The sequence below is a fragment of the Haloarcula sp. MBLA0163 genome (genome assembly GCF_055632435.1).
The window spans coordinates 2,325,022-2,347,043 of sequence record NZ_CM145745.1; the positions used below are offsets into that span (position 1 = coordinate 2,325,022).

The following is a 22,022-nucleotide window of genomic DNA, read 5'->3' on the forward strand; positions in this document are numbered from 1 at the left end:
CCCTACTCGTCGAGTTCGCTCTCGACGCGGTCGATGAGGTCCCTGTTCCCGAGGAACGTCGGTGTGCGCGCGTGCAGACTGTCCGGTTCGACGTCGAGGATCGACTGCGTGCCGTCCGTCGACCCGCCGCCGGCCGCCTCGACCAGATGAGCGAGTGGTGCGGATTCGAAGTGGACGCGGAGTTTGCCGTCGGGGTTCGGCGTGGTCCGCGGATAGCCGAACAGGCCGCCGTACTCGAGCACCTGCGCGAGGTCTGCGACTGTCGCACCGCCGTACCGGAGTTTCATCTCCTGTTCGAGTTTGTTTGCGAACGCGTTGAACGTCGCGCTCCGGTTGCTCGATATCCCTGCAAGCCCCACGACGGTCGCCTCCGACGGGAGTTCGAACTGGCCCCAGCGTTCGCTGTGGCCGTCCCGGAGGAGGTACTCCTGGACCTCCGCCCGGTCGTCGCGTGCGACGGTCATCGTCGTGTAGGGACCGTACAACACCATTATCGAGGCGACGAGTTCGCGCCCCGACGCGGGGAGGTCCGCGTCGTAGACGCCGACGATGGTCCCGACCGAGTTGTTCGACGCGATGTTCGACGACCCGTCGAGCGGGTCGATAGCGATGGTGTACCCGTCGCCGCAGTCGGTGACCGACTCCCGTTCCTCGCTGGCGTACCCCCCGACGCCTTCGAGGGGGGCGAGCGAATCGTAGAACAGCGAATCCGCCCAGACGTCTGCGCCGATCTGGTCCTCACCGCTCGGGTTCGTCCCCCCGCTGGCGCCCGCGTAGTTCGCGACGTTGTCGCTCACGTAGTGGGCGGTGTTCCTGACCTCGCGGGCGATGTTTTCGAGTGTGTTCATCGGTGTCCCTCCGCCGAACTGTCATCGAGTCTATACATAGTGCATCGTTAACAGACCGCACGGATATACCTTGCTATTATCCAGGGTCATCGCCGTGGTCGGCGCCCACGCGTCGGCCGTACTGTCCAGCAGTCGGTACGACCCACACCCGGACTGCGGTCCGCTCTCGTCCCGTGGTCGAGCCGGGGAGACGCACTCAGAACTCGATGACGCCGTTCTCGGTGACGACCGAATCCAGGAGGTCGGTCGGTGTCGCGTCGTATCCCGGGTTCGCCACGTCGAACCCGTCCGCCGGTTCGCGCATCACCTCTGCGGGCGAGCGGAAGTTGTTCTCGAAGGAGAAGCCGCTGCCGATGAACTTCGCCGAGGAGGCGACCACCGTCACCGGGACGCCGGCGTCGGCGGCCGTCGCGACGATCGGGTAGGTCCCGACGCGGTTGTAGACCGTCTCGTCGACGAGGCAGTTCATGCCCAGGAGGACGCGGTCGCACTCCGAGAGGTAGTGTCCCGCGGCGCTGTCGACGATGAGCGTCACGTCGACGTCGTCTCGCCCCGCCAACTGTCGGGCCGTCCGGCGCCCGAGGAAGCGCGGCCGTGACTCGGTCACGAACAGGTCGAACTGCGTACCCGACTCGAGCGCGTGTTCCAGGGTCGCCATCACCGTCGACGAGTTCTCGTGTGTCAACACGACGTCGCCGTCCCCGACGAGCGCCGCCGCCTTCTCCGCGGCCCCCTCCTTGCTCGATTCGATCTCGGTGACGACCTCCTCGATGGCGGCGAGCAGTTGCTCTTTCGCGGCGTCGACGGTCTCCGGGGACGAGTCGGAGAGCGCCGTCACGATACGCTGCTGTGAGGTGTACAGTGGCGCGTGCGAGCGGTTCGTCTGCCGCAACACGCTACTGTTCCGCTCGACCGAACGGACGAAGTCCTCGACGGTGTGGTACTCGCGGTCGGCCAGTTCCCGGAGCGCTTCGGCGGCTTTGACCGCAACTATCGAGGAGCTCTGTGTCTGCATCTCCTCGATCTGTGTCACTGTCTCGTCGATCATGGGTGGTAGTGTGGCACCCACGCATATTGCTGTTGGCCTTCGTTCGACGGGGTCGTTCCCGAGCGGTATCGCCGGCGTTCGCGAGGGCTGTGGGATTTATTACGCCCGCAGTGCAAGTGTCGGTCGGTGAACAAATGTGCCATTTCACGGCGGCAGCGAACTAGCCTCGGTGTACGACGACGCGCTCGACGCGGGGTTCGGCCTGATCGCGAGCAACATCGCAGAACCCAACACGATGATGGGGCTGATGGAGGGTGCGTCGCGCGTCGACTCGGACCTCCTGCTGCAGATGAGCAACGGTGCCTGTACGTTCGCGGGCAACGGCGACCCGATCGCCGGCCTGCGGGCGATGGGCACATACATCGACCTGATAGCGGACCAGTACGACGTCGGCGTGTTTCTCAACATGGACCACCAGACCGACCTCGATACGATACGGCAGCAGGTCGAGCTGGGGATCCCCTCCTCGATCATGATCGACGCCTCGCACGAACCGTTCGAGGAGAACGTCGAACGGAGTCGGGCGGTCGTCGAGCTGATCGAGGACGCCGGCGCGGACATCCTCGTCGAGGCCGAACTCGGCAAGATCAAGGGCGTCGAAGACGAGATCGAGGCGGAGGAGGCCTTCTACACGGACCCCGAGCAGGCCGTGGAGTTCGTCGAGCGAACGGGGTGTGACCTGCTCGCGATATCGGTCGGGACACAGCACGGCGTCGCGAAGGGCAAGGACCTCGAACTGCGGCCGGACCTCGCGGCGGACATCAGGACCGCGCTGCGCGACCACGGCCTCGACACCCCCCTCGTCTTGCACGGCTCCTCCGGTGTGCAACCCGAGCAGCTACGAGAGATGCTCCAGCACGGCATCTGCAAGGTCAACAAGGATACCCGCTACCAGTACGAGTACACCCGAACCGCCTTCGATCTCTATCGGAGCCACGCCGACGAGATCGTCCCACCGGACGACATTGCCGCCGACCGTGACACGTTCTTCAACGACGTCGCGTGGTCGCCGAACAAGGACTACTTCGACCCCCGAGTCGCCGGCCGACAGATCCGGGAGCGCGTGGCCGAGGTGTACGCCGACCTGGCGACCGCGGCCGGCAGTGCCGGACGGAGCAAGTTCACCTAGCGGGCACCGTCGCCGGTAGCGTCCACGACGCGAGCCCCCAGGCCGTCGCGTCACCGGGTGCCGACCTCACTCGTCGTCGGCCATCGGGCTTATGAGCGCGTTCGAGATCCGCTGGTCCGCGACTTCGGCGCCCCGGTTGAGAATCGTCTCGTCGAGCGAGGCGTTCTGCACCGTGGCGTCCGGAAAGACGAGCGCTCTCTCCAGCGTCGCGTCGGTCACCTCCGCACCCGCCATGACGTGGACGGTGTCGCCGATGTCGGTGTTCTCGACCGTCGCGTCGCGATGGACGAGCGAGCCGCCGTCGAGCTGCCACTCGACGGCATCGAAGTACGACGCCGGCGTCCCGATGTCGAACCACGTGTCGTCGAACGTGTACGCGTAGACCGGTTCCTCGGACTGGAGCCAGTCGATGTACCACCCCGGTTCGTCGGGGTTGTTCTCGGCAGAGAGGTACTCGGAGAACCGAACCGAGTCGGCGGGGAACGTGTAACAGGCGATGGAGACCAGCGTGCTCTTCGGCTCGGCGGGCTTCTCCTGGAAGTCGACGACGCGGTCGCCGTCGAGTTCGACCAGCCCGTAGGATTTGGCTTTCTCGCGGGAGCCGACGTCGTATGCGGCGAGTACCGGCCCCTCCTTCTCCTCGAAGTAGTCGAGGAACTCGCCGAGGTCGAAGCCGATGAGGTTGTCGCCCCCGATGACGAACAGATCGTCGTCGATGCCCTCGCGCTCGCGGAGCTGGGCCAGCGCGCCGACCACGCCGAACTTCTCGTCCTCGTCGTGGGTCTGCTCGACCGAGAGCTGCGTCTTCTCGTAGTCCATCGCGTCGATGTGTGCCTCGAAGTCGTCGGCGAAGGCCTCGTTCGTGCTCAGGAATATCGTGTCGATGCGGTCGTCCGCCTCCAGTGCCTCGATGATTCTGTCGATGACGGTCGTCTCGCCGACCGGGAGCAGCATCTTCGGTCGGTTCCGAGTGATCGGCCACAGTCGTGTTGCGAACCCGCCGGCTAGCACTATCGCGTCCATGGTTGTCATTCACACGCAATGCACAAAGCTATCGGGGTGTCTCTGCGGGCAGCGGCCCGTGGCGAGGCACGCACGGAGCAGTGCGGCGAGGACGGCCGGGACTCCCCCAGCCGGAGTCCCCTCGATTACCCGGCGGGGTGACGTGACGCCGGCGGCGCTTCCCGCCGGCTGTTCGGGCGACCGCAGGTTCCTCCGTGGTACCGCGCCGGCGACGGAGAAAGTACGTACCGCAGCGAGGGGTAATGTATATCGTTCTGCTTCGGTACGAATATATTTATCTATTTTTGTCCCCTATCTCCTATCGTATTCTGGAAATATAGTAGCATTTCTTCGATAGTAATATTACAAACGCAATATACATGTTCTTATTTCTCCATTATAGAACTCGAAATCCGCTATCTCGATGATATTGTCTCCAATAGGCGCTTCTATTTCCAGAAGGTGAGTGTTTCGCCCGGGTAGCCGGGACAGACGCCCGAAGCGAGCGACGGCCGGCACGACCCCGGGACGACACACCCGTCTCTTTTTGTCGGGGCGTCGATAGCCATCGGTATGGAGTTCCCCAACCGCGACGCCGTCGACCACCTCGTCGACGCGCAGCCGCTCCCGTCGTTCGCGCGGGTCCGGTACGAACCGCCGACCGAGACGGTCCCCGACCCCGCCGGCGCGGCCCGGGCGGAACTCGACAGGCTCGCGCTCGAGGACCTGGACGAGGGGGCCACCGTCGCCGTCGCCGTCGGTAGCCGTGGTATCCACGCCATCGACGCCATCACCGAGGCCGTCGTGACCGCGCTCGCCGACCGCGGGGTCGAACCCGTCCTCGTGCCCGCGATGGGGAGTCACGGCGGGGCGACGGCCGACGGCCAGCGAGCGGTGTTGCGGTCGCTGGGTATCAGCGAGGAGCGTGTGGGAGCGCCGATCGACGCGCGGATGGAGACGGAGCAGGTGGGCTCGGTGACGGTTGGCGACACCGAGATGCCGGTGTCGCTCTCGACCGCGGCGCTCGAGGCCGACGCCGTCCTCGTCGTCAACCGGGTCAAAGCACACACGAACTTCTCCGGCCCGATAGAGAGCGGGCTGACGAAGATGACCGTCGTCGGGCTGGGCAAACAGCGGGGGGCGAAGGCGTTCCACGCGACGGCCATCGAGGAAGGCTACGTCGAGACGCTGCGGGCCGCGCTCTCGGTCGCCGAGGACGCCTTACCGTTGCTCGGCGGCATCGCCCTCGTCGAGAACTTCGAGGAGGAACTGGCCGCCGTCGAGGGCGTCCCCGCCGGGTCGTTCCTCGAGCGCGAACCCGAGCTGCTGGAACTGGCCGACGACGAGATGCCGACCCTGCCGGTCGACGAAGTGGACCTGCTCGTCGTGGACGAACTCGGCAAGGAGATATCGGGCGCCGGGATGGACACCAACGTCATCGGGCGCTATCGCGTCCTCAATGCCCCGGACCCCGAGGAGCCGTCTATCAAGCTCATCTACGCTCGCGGCCTCACCGAGGCGACGAAAGGCAACGGCAACGGCATCGGACTGGCCGACCTGACCCGTGCGGCCGCCGTCGACCAACTCGACCTGCAGCAGACCTACGCGAACGCCCTCACCAGCGGGTCGCTCGCGAAGGCGAAACTCCCGGTCGTCGCGCCCGACGACGAGTTCGCGATGCGGACCGCGCTCTCGGCGCTCGGCGGCTACGACCCAGACACCGTCCGAGTGGTCTGGATACAGAACACCGAGGCCCTCGGCGAGTTGTACGTCTCCGAGGCCGTCGTACCGGACCTGCCAGACGCCGCGACGGTCGTCGGCCGGACGTCGCTGAGGTTCGAGGACGGGACGGCCGCCTTCACGGAGTCGTAGCGCCGGTTGTCGGAGGCGGGCCCAGCTATTTGTGCCGACGAGGCGAGACGGGTGACATGAGTGACTACGCAGACGTCAGCTACGCCGTGACCGACGGCATCGCGACCATCACCATCGAGCGACCCGACGTGTACAACGCCTTCACGCGGACCACCGTCCTCGAACTGAACGACGCTGCCCGGACCGCCGAGGCCGACGCGGGCGTCTACGCGGTGGTACTGACCGGTGCCGGCGACGGCTTCTGTTCGGGCGCGGACACCACCGAGATGCCCGACTGGGACGACCAGTCACCCGAGGAGTACGGCGCCTACCTCTGGCTCATCCAGCAGTTCGTCTGGCGATTGCGGACGATGGCGACCCCCTCCATCGCCGCCGTGAACGGCCCCGCTATCGGCGCCGGCTGTGACTTCGCGCTGGCCTGTGACCTGCGCGTCGTCGGTGACGAGGGCGTCATGCGCGAGGGGTTCGTCAACGTCGGCCTCGTGCCGGGTGACGGCGGCGCGTGGCTGTTGCCACGACTTATCGGCGAGTCCAGAGCCCGCGAGTACCTCCTGACGGGGCGTGACATCACGCCCGCAGACGCCGTGGACATCGGGCTGGCCGTCGAACGGGCCGAGGACCCACTCGCGGCGGCCGGCGACCTCGCCGCCGAGATTCGCGACAAGCCGGCGACGGCGGTCCAGCACACGAACCGCCTCGTCGACCCCCAGCAGAGCTTCGAGGAGTACTGCCGGCGAGCGTCGGAGTACCAGTGGGACTGCGTGGTCGACGACGAACACAGAGAGGCGGTCGCGGCGTTCAACGAGGGGCGAGAGCCCGACTTCGACCGCGCGTACGACGACTGAGACCGAGCGCGGCTACCGCTCCGAGACGGCCGGCAAACCGTCCTCTTTCAGCGCCCGCGCGACGGTGTTCAACTGCATCTCGTCGGTGCCGGCGGCGATGCGCCGGCCCCGGGCCAGCCGGTAGAGGTACTCCAGCGGGTGGCCCTGCTGGTAGGCCCGCGCACCGACTATCTGGACCGCCTCGCTGACGACCTGTTCGACCATCCGCGAGCAGTGGAGCTTTGCCGTCGACGTGTGCAGGCGGGACGGCGGTCGGTCCCGACCCGCCGCGCCCGCGGCGGACTGGTACACCAGCGCCGCGGCCGTCTCGACCCGTCGGTACATCTCCGCGAGCTTCCACTCGATACCCTGGAAGTCGCCGATTGGCTGGCCGAACTGCTCGCGCTCGCCCGCGTACGCCAGCGCCCGCTCCAGCGCCGCCTCGGCCCACGCCACCGTCAGGGCCGAACTGCCCAGTCGCTCCCAGTTCAGCGCGACCAGCTGCTCTTTGAACGCGTCGTCGCCCCGCGTGAGGACGTGGCTCTCCGGGACGACCACGTCGTCGATGGTGAAGTGCGTCTGGGCGTACCCGGCCATGTTCGTGTACACGGTCTCGATCTCGACGCCGGGGTCGTCGTAGGGAATGACCACCGAGCCCAGCCCCTCCGGGAACCGGACCCAGGTCACCGCGGCGTCGCCGAACGGGACGCCGCCGACCCACGTCTTCTCGCCGTTGCAGACTAACTGCCCGTCCGTCTCGGTGACCTCGGTCGTCATCGACGCCACGTCGGACCCGGCCTCGGGTTCCGAGATGGCGATGGAGACGAAGCTCTCGCCCGCCGTCACGTCCGGGAGGTACGCCTCCTTGACCGCCTCGGACCCGAACAGGTCGATGGCGCGGGGTCCGACCACGCTCTGCATGTAGGTGAACCATCCCGTGTCCGGGCACTCGCGACCGACCGCCTCGGTCAGGAGCAGCGCGGCGACGTCGGAGCGGCCCTGGCCGCCGTACGCCTCGGATATCGACGGACAGTAGAGGTCCGCCTCGGCCAGCCGGCGGAGGTTGGCCCACGGCGGGTCGCCGCCCCACGTGTAGGCGTCGTCGGCGAACTCGGCGGCGACCGTTTCGGCGCGCCGGGCGAACTCGCGCTGGTCCGTGGTAAGCGTGCGCATCGTGTCATCTTCAGACGGCTCCGAGATAAATGCCGTCCCGGGACGGCAGGCCGGCGAGCGTCGTACACCAAGATACATTACAGATGAGTGTAACTCTCCGGTATGAGCGAGGCGACGACCGGCACCGAGGACGGTTCGTCGACGGGGCAGTTCACCCTCGACGCTGTTCTCGCAGTGTTCGACGATCGGTCGGACCCCGCGCGGCCGCTGACGGCCAACGACGTGATGGAGGCGGTCGACTGTTCGCGACGGACGGCCCACAACAAACTCAACGAGCTCGTCGAACAGGGTCGACTCGCGACGCGGAAGGTCGGGGCCCGCGGCCGCGTGTGGTGGGTCCCGATGGACGCGCCACGGACCGGGGATCACCCCGTCCAGCAGGACCAGTCCCGACCGGTACAGCACGAGATCGCCAGCGTCGACCTGCCGGGGTCGGGCGACCGGCTGGCAGACCGGCGGGCGGCGCTCCGCGCGGCCTACGACTACCTCAACGAGCACCCCGACGCCTCGGAGACGGAGGTCATCACCGAGGTGTTCCCGGACCACCCTGCCGGCTACGACACCGCCGACAAGTGGTGGGACGTCATCAAACCGGCACTCAAGGAGCTGCCGGACGTCGACGTCGACACCGACCCGGAGCACGTCTGGCACTACATCGGCGGTTGAGCGAACAGTTCGGCACGCGGCCCTCGCGGCCGGTGCAGACAGCACGACGAGCGCACACTGGAACACGATGCCCACAGAGACCGACGAGACAGACGCCCCCGCCGAGAGCAGCGACGGCGACGGCGACTCCGTGGTGTACGCCACCCCCGAGGAACTCGGTTATCCGACGTCGACGTACACCCCGGTCGCCTACGACAACCTCGACACCGCGCCGATCGACGACGACCACCCCGAGGAGGGACGCGGTGGGTCGTTCCGTCTGCTCGACCTCCCAAAGGTCCCGCGGCTCAAACACGTCGTCGGCCCCAGCGCCATCATGCTCGGGGCGTCGCTGGGCAGCGGCGAGACGCTGTTCTGGCCGCAGCTCGTCGCGCAGTACGGCTGGGCACTGTACTGGATCTTCATCGCCGGCGTGTTGCTCCAGTTCGTCGTGAACACGGAGATACAGCGGTGGACGCTCGCCACCGGCGAGAGCATCTTCCGGGCGATGGAACGAGTCCACCCGTTCGTCCCGTTCGCGTTCATGCTCGGCGGGTTCGTCAGCCTCGGGTGGCCCGGGTGGGCGGCCAGCGCCGCGAAGGTCGGCGCCGCGGGCCTGTCCCTCGGGACCTACCAACTCGCGGGCGTCGAACTCGTCGGCTGGCGGCTGCTCGGCATCGGGCTGATGGTGTTCATCTGGCTCACCTACCAGTTGACGCCGCTGATGTACAACGTCGTCGAGCGGCTACAGCTGTTCCTCGTGGTGCTGTCGCTGGTGTTCGCGCTGGTGCTGTTCGCACTGGTCGGCGCACCGACGTCGCTCCCGGCACTGCCGAGCGGGCCGGCACTGATCGGCGACCAGCCCCCGGCCGTGGTCGTGGCGATACTGCTTGGGGGCATCGCCTACGCCGGCGCGGGCGGCTACCTCAACCTCTCACAGAGCCTCTGGGTCCGCGAGAAGGGATACGGGATGGGGCGCTATCAGGGCCGCATCAAGAACCCCTTCGCCGGCGACGACCCCGAGACGGTCCACGAGGACGGTTTCTCGTTCCGGCCGGAGTCCCCGAACACCGAGCGCTGGCGCGGCTGGTGGCGGGTGGCACAGCTCGAACACTTGCTGACCTTCGCCGTCGGCCTCGTCGTCATCACCACCATCCTCGTCGTCATCGCCGGGACGTACGCCCCGGGGACGACCCGGACGGCCGTCGACATGTGGCTGGTCGGCATCGCGCCGTCGGTCGGCCCGCTCGCGGGCGCCACCATCTACGCGACGCTGTTCCTGGCGCTGTTCACCACCGAGTACGCCATCATCGAGTCGTTCGTCCGCAACAGCTCCGACGTCATCTACGAGCTGTACGGCCGCGACGCGGGCTGGCAACTCCCGCGGCTGTTCTGGGGGCTGTTGACCGTCTTCTGCGGGTGGGGCATCCTCATCCTGCTCCTCCCGTTCGAGGTGGAAAACCCGTTCAATCTGCTGGTCATCGGCGCGGCGATGTCCGGGCTCATCATGTGGCCCTACATCGTCGTGATACAGCTCGTCAACGCCGTCAAGCTCCCGGAGCACACGATGCCCGGCTGGGGCCGGACGGTCGCGATGTGGGTCGCCGCGGCCTTCTTCGGCTACTTCAGCGTCCTGCTGGTCGGGACCGTCCTCGACACGCAGCTCGGCGTCGCCGCCTTCGCGGTCCAGACGACCGTCCTCGGGAGCGGGCCCGGTGGGATGGCCCTCTGGGCGGGCTACGCCGCCGTGCAGGCCTACGTCATCTACCGCACCACCCGAGCGAAGTTCGAGCGGGCGGGCACCGTCGACGGGGCTGACGCCAGCCGGGGCCTGTTCTCGTGAGCGACGCCGACCGGGTGCGCGTCCACCTCCACCACACGATGACCGGCCGCTACCCGCTCCGGTTGCTCGACCTGCTGTTCTACGCCGACCGCGTCCTCGCCGTCGAGTACGACTACCTGACTGGGTTCGACATCGCGACCGGCGCTGGCAAACGACGCGCGGAGGCGTTCGCGGCGACGGTCACCGAGGAGGGGGTGGCGGCCGCCGTCGACACCGCCGAGCGGTGCCGAGAGATACCCTACGAGACGCTCGACGGCGTCAGAATCTACGACGGCGGCAGCGTCGGGCGGGTGAAGGTCGTCCTCGACCGGGCGACCGACTCGTCGCTGACCGTCAGGGTCCACGGCGAGGTCGACGTCGACTCGTTCGCCGGTGCGGTACGGACCGTGCTCGCGCCCTACGATGCGACGGTCGAGAAAGAGGCGGGGCTCGGACTGCGGGACGCGCTCCCGGGCCTCAGTCGCCGCTGAGCCGCTCGGTGCGGGCCGTCGGCGCGACCAGTTCGATAGGGTGTTTCGAGGGGCGCTCCAGCAGGTCGTCGAGCTGGTCGAGACAGGAGGTGCCGCTGGCGACGACGGTCCGGTCGTCGACGCCGTCGGCGGTGAACTGGGCCGCGAGTTCGTCGCCGACGGCCACACTCACGTCGTAGTACTCCTGTTTGTAGCCGAAGCTCCCGGCCATCCCACAGCACTCGACGTCGGACGTGACCACGTCGAAGCCGAGGTCGTCCAGCACGGCCTCGGTGTAGCGCTCGACGCCGAGGGTCCGCTGCTGGCAGTGGCTGTGGTAGGCGAGTCGCCGGCCGTCACCGCTAGCGAGTGCGTCGGCGCTCGCGCCGTTGGCGAGCAGGCCGTAGACGTACTCGAACAGCTCGTAGCTGTCGTCGGCGAGCATACCGGCGCGGTCGGCGTCGAGCAACTGCTCGTACTCCCGCTGGAACAGCGCGTGGTCGCTCGGCTCGATGACGACGACGTCCCGGCCGGCTCCGACGTGGGGGAGGAGTTCGTCGGCGACCGCCTCGGCGTGGTCGCGTGCGGTCGCTATCATCCCCTGTGAGAGCGGGGCGCGGCCGCTCGCAGGCACGTCGGGGACGTGGACGGCGACATCCAGCGCCTCCAGCGCCCGGACCGCTGCCTTCCCGCGCTCGACCTGCACGTGATTCGTGTAGAGGTCGGGGAACAGGACCACCTCGCGCTCCGGGTTCGGCACCGTCGACCGACCGTCGGCCCACTCGCGGAACGTCTCCGACGCGAAGGTCGGGAGGTCACGCCGCCGGTCGATGCCAACGAACCGCTCCATGAGCCGCCGGGAGATGCCGGTGTCGGCCAGCCAGTTCGAGACGGGTGCGGTGGCGCTCCCGAGTCTCGCGAGCGTCGCGAAGTTGCCGAACAGCCGTTTCTGCGGGTCGAGGCCCGACGGTTCTTCGTCCGGGGTCAATCCGTCGACCAGCCAGTCGAGCTCCGCGTCCGCGCCGCGGTTGATGCGGTCCCGGACGACCGTGTTTATCCACGGGATGTCTATCTCGACCGGACAGGCGTTCACACAGCGGGAACAGCCCGTACAGAGGTCGTTGAACTCGGCCGCCGTGTCCAGGCCTTCGATGCCAGCTTCCCACCCGGTGGCGATACCCCCAGAGTAGGTCTCGCCGCCGAAGGCGTGGCCGCCCACCTGCTGGAAGTTCGCACAGGAGTTCGAACAGGCCGAACACCGGATGCAGTACAGCGTCTCCCGCAGATCGTCGTCCTCGCGCATCGCCAGTCGGCCGTTGTCGATGAGCACGAGGTGGAACTCGCGGTCCGCGGCGGATCCGGTCTCGTCGGTCTGGAAATCCAGCGTCGGCGCGTCGACCGGCGGCGTCAGCAAGGAGACGTAGGAGGTGATGTCCTGTCCCGTCCCGGAGCGACCGATGAGTTCGACGAAGGGACGGAGGTCCTCGACGCTCGGAATCACCTTCTCGACGCCGGCGACGGCGACGTGGGTGTCCGTCGCCGCCACCGTCTTCCGGGCGTTGCCCTCACTGGTCACCAGCGCCATCGTCCCCGAGTCGGCGGTGAGGAAGTTCGCGCCCGTGACGCCGACGTCGGCGTCGGCTAGCTGCTCGCCCAGTTTCTCGCGGGCGAACATCGTCAGTTCCTCGGCCGTCTCCGGCGGGTCCGCCGGGTCGAACCGCTCGGCGAATAGTTCGGCGATGCCCTCGCGGGACTTGTGGATGGCCGGCGCGACGATGTGGGACGGCGCCTCGTCGGCCAGCTGCAGGACCCACTCCCCGAGGTCCGTCTCGACGACGTCGCAGTCGTCGGCCAGCGCCTCGTTCAGCTCTATCTCCTCGCTGGTCATCGACTTGCTCTTGACGACGCGGTCGCCGTCCGCGTCCTCGACGACGTCGCGGATGTACCGGTTCGCGTCGGCCGCGTCGTCGGCGAGGTACACCGTCCCGCCGTTGGCCTCGACGGCCTCGCGGAGGTCCTCGATGAGGGCCGGTAACCGCTCGATGGCGTCCTCCTTGATGGCGCGGGCCTCGCGCTTGAGGTCCTCGTAGGCTTCGAGGTCGGCCACCGATTCGTAGCGGCCCGCGTTGAACCCCTGGGTGTTCGCCGCGACGGCGTCGCCCTCCGTCTCGAGGATGTGCCGGATGTGGTCGGCCTTCGACCGGCGGTCGCTGGCGGTCATGACTGGACCACGACGGCGTGGACGGCTTTCGGGCCGTGTGCGCCCTTCACCAGTGCGCCCATGTCGGCCGTGGCGCTGGGGCCGGTGGCGACGATGGCGTCCCCGCCGTCGGCCCGGAACCGGTCGCCGAGATGGGCGAGTGCCTCGCTCATGCCGGGGACGACGTCGTCCGCGGCGAGGACGGCGACGTGCCGGTCGGGGTAGAGGCTCACAGGTTCGGCTCCGTCGGGGGTCGACGGCAGGACGAGGCTCCCGTAGTCGGCGATGCCGAGCGTCGCGTGCGTGACGCCCGTCACGGCCGCTCGGAGGGCGCTCGGCGAGGGATCGGTCTCGACCGAGTCGGGCAGCCGGCCCAGCCCGTCGGGCAGTTCGACGCCGACCGCTGGCGAGTCCGCCACCGTCTCGATGGCGTCGGGGACGCCGTCCGGCGTGGTCAGCGTGTGCGATACGTCGAAGTCGTCGAGTCGCTCGGTGAAGCGGTCGAGCGTCGTGTGGTCGGTGGTCACGGGTTGGTAGTCTGAATCAGGGTCAGTCGTCCGGCAGTGCTGCGGCGAGCGTCTCGGCCGGGTGGGGCGGTTCCGGGTCCTCGCCCCGGTCGCCCAGCTGGGTCCGGCAGGAGGTCCCCGGCGCGACGACCTGTTCGCCGTCGCTGTCGTCGACCTGCTCGAAGAGGATGTCGCCGATGGCCTGACTCATCGAGTAGTGCTCGGCCTCGTAGCCGAAACTGCCGGCCATCCCGCAACACCCCGAGTCGAGCGGGTCGACGGCGTAGCCCGCCCGGCGGAGGACCCCGACGGCGTGGTGGTCCTTCTTCGTCGCCTTCTGATGGCAGTGGCCGTGGTAGGTCAGCGACCGGTCCACGTCGGCCCAGTCGACGCGTCGGCCGAGGTCGTGGCGGTCCAGATACTCGCAGAAGCCGTAGGTGTTCGCTGCCACCGTCGCCACCTGCTCGTCGTCGTGCCCGAGCAAGTCCGGGTAGTCGTACTGGACCATGACTGCGTCGGACGGTTCGACGAACACCACGTCCCGGCCCGCCCGGACGTGGTCGACGAGGGCGTCGACGTTCGTCTCGGCCGTGTCTCCTGCGTGGTCGAGCATCCCCTTCGAGTACGCGGGCCGGCCGCTGTCGGTGTGGTCCGCGAGGACCGTCACGTGGACGTCGGCCGCTTCGAGGACGCGAACGGCCGCCCGCCCCACGTCGGGGTGGGCGTAGTTCGTGTACGCGTCCGGAAACAGGACGACCGAGCGGTCGGCGTCGGCCGCCGAGACGGTCGGCTCGCGACGCTCGAACCAGTCGACGAACGTCTCCCGGTGGAGCGTCGGGGTGTCCCGCTCCCGGGCGATGCCGACGGTGGCCTCCAGCAGCCGGTCGGCACCAGGGAGCGACGAGAGCGCGTTCGCGACGGGCGCGACGCGGCTCCCGAGCGCGAACAGGGTGTCGACGTTGGCGAACAGCCGGTCCCGGAGGCTCACGCCGTGTTCCTGGTGGTAGGCGTGGGTTACCTCGGCCTTGAGCTTCGCCATGTCGACCCCGCTGGGGCAGTCGTGGGCACACCCCTTGCAACCGATACAGAGGTCCATGACCTCCGAGACGAACGCCTCGTCTGTGGGGTCGTCCAGCAGGTCGCCACTCATCGCTTGCCGGAGCATGTTCGCCCGGCCGCGGGTGGCGGTAATCTCCTCGTCGGCCGCCCGGTAGGTCGGACACATCACGCCGCCAGTGGTCTCCTGTGGGCCGCGACAGCCCCCACACCCGTGGCAGAGTTCGACCATCCCCTGCATCCCGTTCTCGTTGGTCCAATCCAGCGTCGGCGTCAGCGACTGGTCGAACTCGTAGTCGGGGTCGAACCGGAGCCGTGCCGCCATGTCGACGGTCTGGGCTCGGGGCGGGGCCGCACCTGCCTCGACGGCGGACTCGTCGACGCCGACGACCTGCCCCGGGTTGAGGAGCCAGTCGGGATCAAATGCCGTCTTCAGGTCGCGGAATACGTCCCAGACGTCCGTGCCGTAGAGCTTCTCGTTCCAGCAGGTCCGGGCGCGACCGTCGCCGTGTTCGCCGGAGACCGAGCCACCGTACTCGACGACGAGGTCGGTGACGGCGTCGGCGATTGACACCATCTGCTTGACGCCGTCGACGGACTTCGTGTTCACCAGCGGCCGGATGTGGAGCACGCCCGGCCCGGCGTGGGCGTAGAACGACGCGAACGTGTCGTGGTCCTCGAGCACCTGCTGGAACGCCGCGACGTATTCGGGCAGGTTCTCCGGCGGGACCGCGGTGTCTTCGATGAACGCGACGTGTTTCGCATCGCTCGTGCGACTGAGCAGGATGGGGAGCCCCGACTTCCGGAGCTTCCAGAACCGCTCGCGCTCGGCATCGTCGTGGGCCTCGAGCGCGTCGACGGCGGTGCGCGGCGCGTCGGCGACCGCGGCGGTGCCGTCGAGCCGGTCGGCCAGCAGGCGGTCGACCGCCTCGTGCCCTGCGTCGTCGTCCGCCGCGTAGAACTCGACGATGAGCGTCGCACGCGTCCCGTCAGGGAGCATGGCCGCCACGTCGGCGAACTCCGCGGTGTCGCGCGCGAGGTCCAGCATCGTGTCGTCCAGCACCTCGACGGCCGCCGGGTCGTGTTCGAGGATCGGGGCGACGTCGGCCATCGCGTCGACGAGGTCGTCGTAACACAGCAGTGCCATCGCCTTCGTCTCGGGGACGGGTTCGAGCGCGACGGTCGCCTCGGTGACGATAGCCAGCGTCCCCTCGCTCCCGGCCAGCAGGCTGGCGAGGTTGACCGTCCCCGCCTCGCCGTACTCGCCCTCGGCCTCGGCGACCAGTCGGTCGAGGTTGTACCCCGACACGTTGCGCTTGAGGTCGGGGTAGGCCGCCGCTATCTCGTCGCGGTGGTCGTCGAGGACGTCCGCGACCGCCGCGTAGATGCGGCTTTCGAGGCCGTCGGCGTCGGCGGCCCGGTCCCGCAGGTCGTCGACCGCCACCTCGCCGAAGGTGGTGACGGTCCCGTCCGCGAGGACCACTTCACAGGCCTCGACGTAGTGGTCGGTCTTGCCGTACTGCAGCGAGTGTGCGCCGGTGGTGTTGTTGCCGATGGCGCCGCCGAGTGCGGACTTGTCGCCCCACGCGGGGTCGGGCGCGAACTTCAGGTCGTGAGGGTCGAGTGCGGCGTTCAGGTCACCCAGCGTCGTCCCGACCTGTGCGGTGGCCCGGGCGGCGTCCGCGTCGGCGGTCACGAGCGCGTCCATGTGGCGCGTGAAGTCCAGCACGACGGCCTCGTTGACCGTCTGGCCGGCCAGACTCGTCCCGCCGCCGCGGGGCAGGACCGGGATGTCCTCGTCGGCGCAGTACTCGACGACGGCCGCCACGTCCGCCGTCGATTCCGGGAAGACGACGCCGATGGGTGGCACCTCGTAGATGCTCGCGTCGGTGGCGTACAGCTCCCGCGAGTACTCGTCGAATCGGACGTCACCGTCGACGCGGTCGGCCAGCGCCGCCGCGAGGGCCGAGTCGGCGTCACCGTCGACGTGGTCGTAGTCTGCCCGCGGGTCCGCGGCCGGCGTCGCGTCGGACTGCGCCGGGGTGTCCTGTCTCGACATGGCTGATCAGAACGTTCCCGGTGCGACGACGTACACGAACAGGAGCGAGAGGATGCCGGTCATCACCGCGTAGTAGGTCAGCGGGATGAGCTCCAGCCTGATGACCCGGCCCTCCTCGCCGACGAGGCCGACGACCGCCAGCGCGGCCACGACGTTGTGGACCGCGATGAGGTTCCCGATAGCCCCGCCGACCGCCTGCGCGCCGACCAGGATGGTCCGAGAGACGCCGAGGTCGGCGGCGACGTTGTACTGGAAGGTGCCAAAGAGGATGTCGCTGACCGTGTTCGACCCGGCCAGGAACGCCCCGAAGGCACCGACCAGCGCGGCGAAGAACGGGTAGATGACGCCGGCGGTGTTGGCCGTCGCCTCAGAGAGCACGACCAGCATGCTGTCGATGCCGGCCGTCTCGCCCGACTGTATCATTATCTGGACCGTCGCGACGGCGAAGACCAGCGCCAGCACCGCGGGCGTGACCTTCTCGATGGTCTCCAGCCACGCGGCCTTGACCTCCCCGCCGTCCATCCCGTGCAGGGGAATGGTCAGCAGGTGGACGGCGACGAACACCGCCCCGGGGAGGTACAGCACGGCGAAGCTGTTGCCCATTGACGTGCCGAGGATAGAGCCCCATTCGAGGACGAGCGTCGAGGTGACGAAGTTCGTCACGGGGTCGATGACGCGGGTGACGACCAGCAGGCCGGCCAGCACCGCGTACGGCGTCCAGGCACGGACGAGCGACATCGACTGGGAGGCCGTGGCGACCTGGCCGCCGTCGGCGGCGACCGTACCGCTGCGCCCGGTCGCGGACTCGCCGGGGGCGATGTCGCCGACCCAGTGTTCGGGCCACTGCTCCTCGGGGGCGAAGTCCCACTCCTCGTCGGGGTGGAAGTAGCCGGCCTTGAGCGCGCCAACAGTGATGAGCATCCCGCCCATCGCGCCGAACAGCCCCGGGAACGTCGGACCGAGGAAGTACGCGGTCAGCCAGTACGGCACCGAGAAGGAGGCCCACGCGAACAGCGTCAGCGGCAGCACCTCGAGCGCCGGTTTGATGGAGCGCTCCTCGCCGAAGAACCGGGTCATCATCGCGACGCCGATGAACGGGAGCAACGCGCCCACGATGACGTGGTAGGTGGCCGCCCAGACGGCTATCTGTGCGACCCACTCGGGGATGGTCATCCCCTGTGCCGCCACGGTCGACTGGATGGACTCGGTCGAGCTGAAGATGTCCTGCAGCCCGATGATGAGCGGCGTCCCGACGGCGCCGAACGTGATGGCCATCAGGTTGCCCGTCAGCGCGACGACGACGGCCGCCAGCGGCGGGAAGCCGAGGCCGACCAGGAGCGGCCCGACGACGGCCGCCGGCGTCCCGAACCCGGCCGCGGCCTCGATGAACGACCCCATCAGGAACACGAGCAGGACGACCTGCACACGCCGGTCGTCGCTGATGGAGGTAAAGCCCTGGTTGATGACGTCGAACGCGCCCGTCTGCTTGAGCGTGTACAACACCAGTATCGCCCCGAAGACGATGTACAGGATGTTCGAGGCGGTTATCGCGCCGTTGATCGACGCGGCGGCGATCCAGCGGGGCGACATGCCCCAGCCGAAGAAGCCGACGCCGAGGGCGACCACCCACGCGACGGGCATCGCACGCGTGGCCGACCAGTAGCGCCCGATCATCAGGAAGGCGATGGTCGCCAGCGGCAGGAGCGCCAGACCGATCTGTGCTGCCGTCGCCATCCTCAGTCGTCACCCCCGTTCGGGTGGCGTGTCGCGTCGTGTCTCTGCCCGCGCCGGTGCGTCTGTCTGTGTGGGTATGCCGGTGGAACTGGCATAGCCGAGCCATCCCATTATGCACTATTTATAACCGACTACCGTTCAACGGGTTCAGTCGACGGCAAGAATGCCCTAAATATACCTAGAGGAGTTAAGATTGTCTCTGCGAGAATATTTCTTTCTCTGAGCTTTCAAAATATCGTAGCTGCAAACCGCGTCTGGTACAGTTGTGTGTACCGCTTCGTCGAGATGCAGTTGACTGTAAAAGCTGGAGAGAGGGCCGTTCGCCGGTGTTACACACAACTGTAACCGCCAGACTGTAGTCGGATACGGCATCGAAGCGGGGCCGGTGGCCGGAACGAGTGTCTCCGACCGCTGTAGCCAGCCGTCGCTGGCCGGGTCGCGCTCGACGGCGCGCGCGGCTCGGCACGTCGGCACGGCGCGGGCGAACGGTCCGCCCGAACGGTGCCGGCGGTCCCCGGCAGGCCGACGTTGCATTCCCATGCAACAGACAGGCCTCGGTGGCACACGGAGTGGTCGACGTGACAGACGCGCAGACGGCGACCGAGATCGAATCGGGCGAGACGGTGTACGACGAGGACGGCCAGTTGGTCGGCACCGTCAGCGAATCGACCGCGGAGGGGTTCGCTGTCGACACTGTCGACGGGGTGCGGACGGCCGAGGCGTCGTTCGACGCCGACGAGGAACTCCCTGGACAGGAGTTCGGCGAAGGGTATCTGATGTGGCGGTGCGAGGAGTGTGGCGAGATGGGCGAGCTGGACGACGGGCTCCCGGAGCAGTGTCCCGCCTGCGGGGCGTCGAGCGAACACGTCGTCAAAGCGCTCGAGGACTGACCGGCGGCGCGTCGCTCCTCGACGCTGTGGTCGGCGACAGGACCGACGGCCAGGTAGCTTGCCTGTGCAAGCGCCCGGGTCTTTTCTCGGCAGGGGCAACCGGCGGCCATGAACGTCCGACCCGCGACCGACAGCGACACCGAGGACATCGAGACGACCGTTCGGCGGTCGTTTCGGGCCTCGTACGCGCTCAGCCCACAGGAGATAGCGGCGCTCATCGACACCGAGTTCGCGCCCGAGGCACTCGCGGCACGCAATGACGGGAGCGACGAGCGCCTGTTCGTCGCGACCGACGCCGGGACCGCCCGGGACGACGTCGACGCGGTCGGGGTCGCCGAACTCGACGCCGACGGGACGCTCCGGTGGTTGCACGTCCACCCGGACGCCCGGCGACAGGGCGTCGGGACCGCGCTGGTCGAACGCGCCCAGACAGCGCAGACCGACGAGTCGACCCTGCTCACCGCGGAGGTGCTGGAGGGGGCGAGCGAGGCCGAACAGTTCCTCGACCGGTTCGGCCTCTCCCGGGTCGAAAGTCAGACCGAGGAGTTCGGTGGCGAGCGGTTCGACATGGCGACCTTCGCTCCGGCAGGACCCACACAGGACCCCGCCGAGCCGAGCGTCAGCGTCGGGGACGAGGTAGTCGTCGACTGCGACCGGGTGCCGGTCAGGCACGAGGCCGAACGGGCCGGGACACAGGCACCGTTCTATCCGCTCGGCGCCGACGAGACGCCGGTCGGCTTCGTCTGTTCGCAGTGTGGCTCGACCGACGTCGCCGGCGATGGACTCGACCGACTGGAGTGCAACGACTGCGGGAACACCCACCGGCCGGACGGCTGGGACCCCGCGTATCTCTGAGGCGGGAGCGTCGCTCGCCACCCACCGAAGGACCGATGCCGGTATCGCCGGCAGACGCTCGCAAGCAGAACCACTCTCCACGCGCCCCGTGTTGGCACGGCCGTCAGGATGGCAGAGATACAGACGAACAAGCAGATGACCCGAACCGCCGTCGCGGAGTTGCTGCGCGATTTCGCGATGGAACTCGAGCGGACAGACGAGACAGGCGGCGTAGCGGGCGACGACGCGACAGCCCACGCCGATACCGACGAGCGCCGGACCGACGCTGGGCAGTCCGAGACGAAGCGGGCCGAGTCCGGTCGAACGCGGACCGACGAGCGGGTCACGCTGGTCGTCGGGAACCGGAGTGCGACCATCAACCCGCCCGAGACGGTCGACTTCGACGTCGAGATAGACTCCAACGACTCGCTCATCTCGGACGACGTCACCGAGCGCGTGAGGTTCGAACTCACCTGGCGAGTCACGGAGACGAGCGACGCCGAGTTCGAGATACAGTAGCCCAGATCACCCGGTCGACGAGTCGCCACCGGTCGTCGGCGACCCGGACGAGGCGTCCCGGCCGTCGTTCTCAGCCGTGGCCTCGGGGACGTCGTCGCGCTCGTTCTGGGGGTCCGTTCCGGAGTCGGTGTCGAGGGACACAGACGGCTTCGGAGGCTCCCCGTCGAGCAGTTCGGGCAGGACCAGCCGCACCGCCTCCAGCGCGAGGACGAACACGATGGGCAGGAGGAAGAACCCGTACCAGCCGAACACGACGGGCCCGACCAGATAGGCGAACAGGAGGGCGAGCATGTCCAGCCGCCGACTCGAGACGTATGGCTGGACGAGCGCCTGTGGCAGCAGGTCGAGGACGAGGACGTACACGAGTGCGACGGCGCCGACGAACGGCAGGTCGCCGGGACCGGTGAGGGCCTGCACCGCGAGGCTCGCGACGACCGGCACGTAGACGAGCTTGCCGACGACGACCGGGACGAGGCTCGCCGCCCCGGTCAGCAGCCCGAGCGTCAGGACCATCGGCACCGCCAGCCCGTCGGGCGCGAGGAGGTTCGTCGTCCGGTAGGTGCCCACCGCGACGACGGCCATGATGGCGGCGAAGAGGAAGTTGCCGAAGAACACCGATTCGAGGTCCTCGTCGACGGCCGCGGCGTACGCGTAGGCCGTCGTCTCGACCCCGCCGACGAGTTCGAGGAAGGCCTCCCGGAGCCTCGTGTCCCGCGAGAGCAGGGCATACGAGAGCGTCACCGCGAGCGCGAGCGTCATCGCGGTCCCGAACACGCCCCGTACCGCCGCCAGCAGGACGTCACTGTGCGACAGGAGTGGCCCGTGCTGTCCGCCCAGGGCCGACAGCGGGTCGGTCAACAGCGTCCGTAGTTGCGATCGCTGGGTCACGGAGAGCGCCTCGAAGGTGTCCAGCGCCCCGGCGAGGCGGCCGGCATCGGAACCGTTCAGCAGGCCCTGGAGCTGCCGCAGGGTCTGGGCGACAAGCGAGACCAGCACCAGCAACGTCGGGACGAGGACGACCAGCACCGTGACCGTCGCCGCAACCCGGTCGCTATCGACAACGGCCCCGATACGGTCGCATACCGGCCGCGTCGCGTAGTAGCCGAACACCCCGAGGACAAGCATCGCGGTGACGTGTGTGGCAGCGAACGCGAGGACGGCGGCGAGGGCGACGACGAGGAGCCACCAGCCGAGCCGGCGCTGGTTCGTCGGGCGACCGTTGGGTCCGTCGGTGTCGTGCATAGTGGAGCTCTGGGCGTCGCCGGAGTGGGCTGGCGTCGTCCGAGGGTCGCTGTCGGCCGCGCCCGGGCCACCCGGCAATCCGTGGTCGTCCGGTCGGCCTGCCGCGTCCACAGCGTTGTGCAGGCACACGAAAGCACCGTGCGGGCCAA

At 68.3% G+C, this 22,022-nt stretch carries 18 protein-coding genes; 9 read left to right on the top strand and 9 right to left on the bottom strand.

All coding sequences use genetic code 11. From position 1 onward, the window contains the following. Positions 1-2: 2 nt before the first annotated feature. On the bottom strand, positions 3-848 hold the full coding sequence (locus tag ACV7GQ_RS12375) for a class 1 fructose-bisphosphatase (RefSeq protein ID WP_470310545.1): 846 nt from the start codon (positions 846-848) through the stop codon (positions 3-5). A 196-nt stretch (positions 849-1,044) separates the two neighbouring features. Then, entirely contained in the window at positions 1,045-1,896 is an 852-nt protein-coding gene (locus ACV7GQ_RS12380) for an eIF2B alpha/beta/delta subunit family protein (RefSeq protein WP_470310546.1), read from the bottom strand. A gap of 136 nt (positions 1,897-2,032) precedes the next feature. Between ACV7GQ_RS12380 and fba the strand changes: the two genes are divergently transcribed. After that, positions 2,033-3,025: a class II fructose-bisphosphate aldolase gene (fba, locus tag ACV7GQ_RS12385; protein WP_470310547.1), complete on the top strand. Its 993-nt coding sequence runs from the start codon at positions 2,033-2,035 to the stop codon at positions 3,023-3,025. A gap of 66 nt (positions 3,026-3,091) precedes the next feature. Here the strand turns inward: fba and ACV7GQ_RS12390 are convergent, their stop codons facing one another. Beyond that, positions 3,092-4,048: a nucleotidyltransferase family protein gene (locus tag ACV7GQ_RS12390; RefSeq protein ID WP_470310548.1), complete on the bottom strand. Its 957-nt coding sequence runs from the start codon at positions 4,046-4,048 to the stop codon at positions 3,092-3,094. A 552-nt stretch (positions 4,049-4,600) separates the two neighbouring features. Between ACV7GQ_RS12390 and ACV7GQ_RS12395 the strand changes: the two genes are divergently transcribed. Together ACV7GQ_RS12395 and ACV7GQ_RS12400 are read left to right on the top strand one after the other, a co-directional pair. Continuing rightward, entirely contained in the window at positions 4,601-5,899 is a 1,299-nt protein-coding gene (locus ACV7GQ_RS12395; RefSeq protein WP_470310549.1) for a nickel pincer cofactor-dependent isomerase, group 22, read from the top strand. A 56-nt stretch (positions 5,900-5,955) separates the two neighbouring features. Beyond that, entirely contained in the window at positions 5,956-6,744 is a 789-nt protein-coding gene (locus tag ACV7GQ_RS12400) for an enoyl-CoA hydratase/isomerase family protein (RefSeq protein WP_470310550.1), read from the top strand. Positions 6,745-6,756: 12 nt separating this feature from the next. Here the strand turns inward: ACV7GQ_RS12400 and ACV7GQ_RS12405 are convergent, their stop codons facing one another. Beyond that, entirely contained in the window at positions 6,757-7,896 is a 1,140-nt protein-coding gene (locus tag ACV7GQ_RS12405; protein ID WP_470310551.1) for an acyl-CoA dehydrogenase family protein, read from the bottom strand. 102 nt (positions 7,897-7,998) lie between these two features. Here ACV7GQ_RS12405 and ACV7GQ_RS12410 point away from each other — a divergent pair, with 102 nt between their 5' ends. The 3 genes from ACV7GQ_RS12410 (at position 7,999) to ACV7GQ_RS12420 (ending at position 10,854) form a co-directional block, all read left to right on the top strand. After that, positions 7,999-8,562, top strand: coding sequence for an ArsR family transcriptional regulator (locus tag ACV7GQ_RS12410; RefSeq protein ID WP_470310552.1), 564 nt, complete (start codon positions 7,999-8,001; stop codon positions 8,560-8,562). Positions 8,563-8,629: 67 nt separating this feature from the next. Beyond that, positions 8,630-10,384, top strand: coding sequence for an Nramp family divalent metal transporter (locus ACV7GQ_RS12415; protein ID WP_470310553.1), 1,755 nt, complete (start codon positions 8,630-8,632; stop codon positions 10,382-10,384). After that, positions 10,381-10,854 (top strand): hypothetical protein, encoded by a 474-nt coding sequence (locus ACV7GQ_RS12420; RefSeq protein ID WP_470310554.1) that lies wholly within the window; start codon positions 10,381-10,383, stop codon positions 10,852-10,854. The genes ACV7GQ_RS12415 and ACV7GQ_RS12420 overlap by 4 nt, the downstream gene beginning before the upstream one ends. Here ACV7GQ_RS12420 and ACV7GQ_RS12425 read toward each other — a convergent pair. The 4 genes from ACV7GQ_RS12425 to ACV7GQ_RS12440 are packed head-to-tail and all read right to left on the bottom strand — an operon-like array spanning position 10,841 to position 18,388. Beyond that, positions 10,841-13,054, bottom strand: a complete 2,214-nt coding sequence (locus ACV7GQ_RS12425; protein WP_470310555.1) for an LUD domain-containing protein — start codon at positions 13,052-13,054, stop codon at positions 10,841-10,843. The genes ACV7GQ_RS12420 and ACV7GQ_RS12425 overlap by 14 nt on opposite strands. Then, entirely contained in the window at positions 13,051-13,560 is a 510-nt protein-coding gene (locus ACV7GQ_RS12430; RefSeq protein WP_470310556.1) for a LutC/YkgG family protein, read from the bottom strand. The genes ACV7GQ_RS12425 and ACV7GQ_RS12430 overlap by 4 nt, the downstream gene beginning before the upstream one ends. Before the next feature lie 22 nt (positions 13,561-13,582). Beyond that, positions 13,583-16,654 carry an FAD-binding and (Fe-S)-binding domain-containing protein gene (locus ACV7GQ_RS12435; RefSeq protein ID WP_470310557.1) on the bottom strand — a complete coding sequence of 1,024 codons (3,072 nt, stop codon included), beginning with the start codon at positions 16,652-16,654 and terminating at the stop codon, positions 13,583-13,585. A 6-nt stretch (positions 16,655-16,660) separates the two neighbouring features. Then, on the bottom strand, positions 16,661-18,388 hold the full coding sequence (locus ACV7GQ_RS12440) for an L-lactate permease (RefSeq protein ID WP_470310558.1): 1,728 nt from the start codon (positions 18,386-18,388) through the stop codon (positions 16,661-16,663). A 578-nt stretch (positions 18,389-18,966) separates the two neighbouring features. Between ACV7GQ_RS12440 and ACV7GQ_RS12445 the strand changes: the two genes are divergently transcribed. The 3 genes from ACV7GQ_RS12445 (at position 18,967) to ACV7GQ_RS12455 (ending at position 20,631) form a co-directional block, all read left to right on the top strand. Next, positions 18,967-19,278 carry a DUF7130 family rubredoxin-like protein gene (locus ACV7GQ_RS12445; protein WP_470310559.1) on the top strand — a complete coding sequence of 104 codons (312 nt, stop codon included), beginning with the start codon at positions 18,967-18,969 and terminating at the stop codon, positions 19,276-19,278. A 108-nt stretch (positions 19,279-19,386) separates the two neighbouring features. Further along, positions 19,387-20,133: a GNAT family N-acetyltransferase gene (locus ACV7GQ_RS12450; RefSeq protein WP_470310560.1), complete on the top strand. Its 747-nt coding sequence runs from the start codon at positions 19,387-19,389 to the stop codon at positions 20,131-20,133. Positions 20,134-20,241: 108 nt separating this feature from the next. Continuing rightward, complete coding sequence (locus tag ACV7GQ_RS12455; RefSeq protein ID WP_470310561.1) at positions 20,242-20,631, top strand: amphi-Trp domain-containing protein; 390 nt, start codon at positions 20,242-20,244, stop codon at positions 20,629-20,631. A gap of 6 nt (positions 20,632-20,637) precedes the next feature. Here the strand turns inward: ACV7GQ_RS12455 and ACV7GQ_RS12460 are convergent, their stop codons facing one another. Then, positions 20,638-21,873: an AI-2E family transporter gene (locus ACV7GQ_RS12460; protein WP_470310562.1), complete on the bottom strand. Its 1,236-nt coding sequence runs from the start codon at positions 21,871-21,873 to the stop codon at positions 20,638-20,640. Between the last annotated feature and the right edge of the window lie 149 nt (positions 21,874-22,022).

Bases quoted from the DNA above. Each gene is read 5' to 3' on its own strand.
- ACV7GQ_RS12380 (WP_470310546.1), bottom strand. From the start codon at position 1,896: ATGATCGACGAGACAGTGACACAGATCGAGGAGATGCAGACACAGAGC.
- ACV7GQ_RS12425 (WP_470310555.1), bottom strand. From the start codon at position 13,054: ATGACCGCCAGCGACCGCCGGTCGAAGGCCGACCACATCCGGCACATC.
- ACV7GQ_RS12405 (WP_470310551.1), bottom strand. From the start codon at position 7,896: ATGCGCACGCTTACCACGGACCAGCGCGAGTTCGCCCGGCGCGCCGAA.
- ACV7GQ_RS12435 (WP_470310557.1), bottom strand. From the start codon at position 16,654: ATGTCGAGACAGGACACCCCGGCGCAGTCCGACGCGACGCCGGCCGCG.
- ACV7GQ_RS12410 (WP_470310552.1), top strand. From the start codon at position 7,999: ATGAGCGAGGCGACGACCGGCACCGAGGACGGTTCGTCGACGGGGCAG.
- ACV7GQ_RS12395 (WP_470310549.1), top strand. From the start codon at position 4,601: ATGGAGTTCCCCAACCGCGACGCCGTCGACCACCTCGTCGACGCGCAG.
- ACV7GQ_RS12390 (WP_470310548.1), bottom strand. From the start codon at position 4,048: ATGGACGCGATAGTGCTAGCCGGCGGGTTCGCAACACGACTGTGGCCG.
- ACV7GQ_RS12455 (WP_470310561.1), top strand. From the start codon at position 20,242: ATGGCAGAGATACAGACGAACAAGCAGATGACCCGAACCGCCGTCGCG.
- ACV7GQ_RS12460 (WP_470310562.1), bottom strand. From the start codon at position 21,873: ATGCACGACACCGACGGACCCAACGGTCGCCCGACGAACCAGCGCCGG.
- ACV7GQ_RS12450 (WP_470310560.1), top strand. From the start codon at position 19,387: ATGAACGTCCGACCCGCGACCGACAGCGACACCGAGGACATCGAGACG.
- ACV7GQ_RS12375 (WP_470310545.1), bottom strand. From the start codon at position 848: ATGAACACACTCGAAAACATCGCCCGCGAGGTCAGGAACACCGCCCAC.
- ACV7GQ_RS12440 (WP_470310558.1), bottom strand. From the start codon at position 18,388: ATGGCGACGGCAGCACAGATCGGTCTGGCGCTCCTGCCGCTGGCGACC.
- ACV7GQ_RS12400 (WP_470310550.1), top strand. From the start codon at position 5,956: ATGAGTGACTACGCAGACGTCAGCTACGCCGTGACCGACGGCATCGCG.
- ACV7GQ_RS12415 (WP_470310553.1), top strand. From the start codon at position 8,630: ATGCCCACAGAGACCGACGAGACAGACGCCCCCGCCGAGAGCAGCGAC.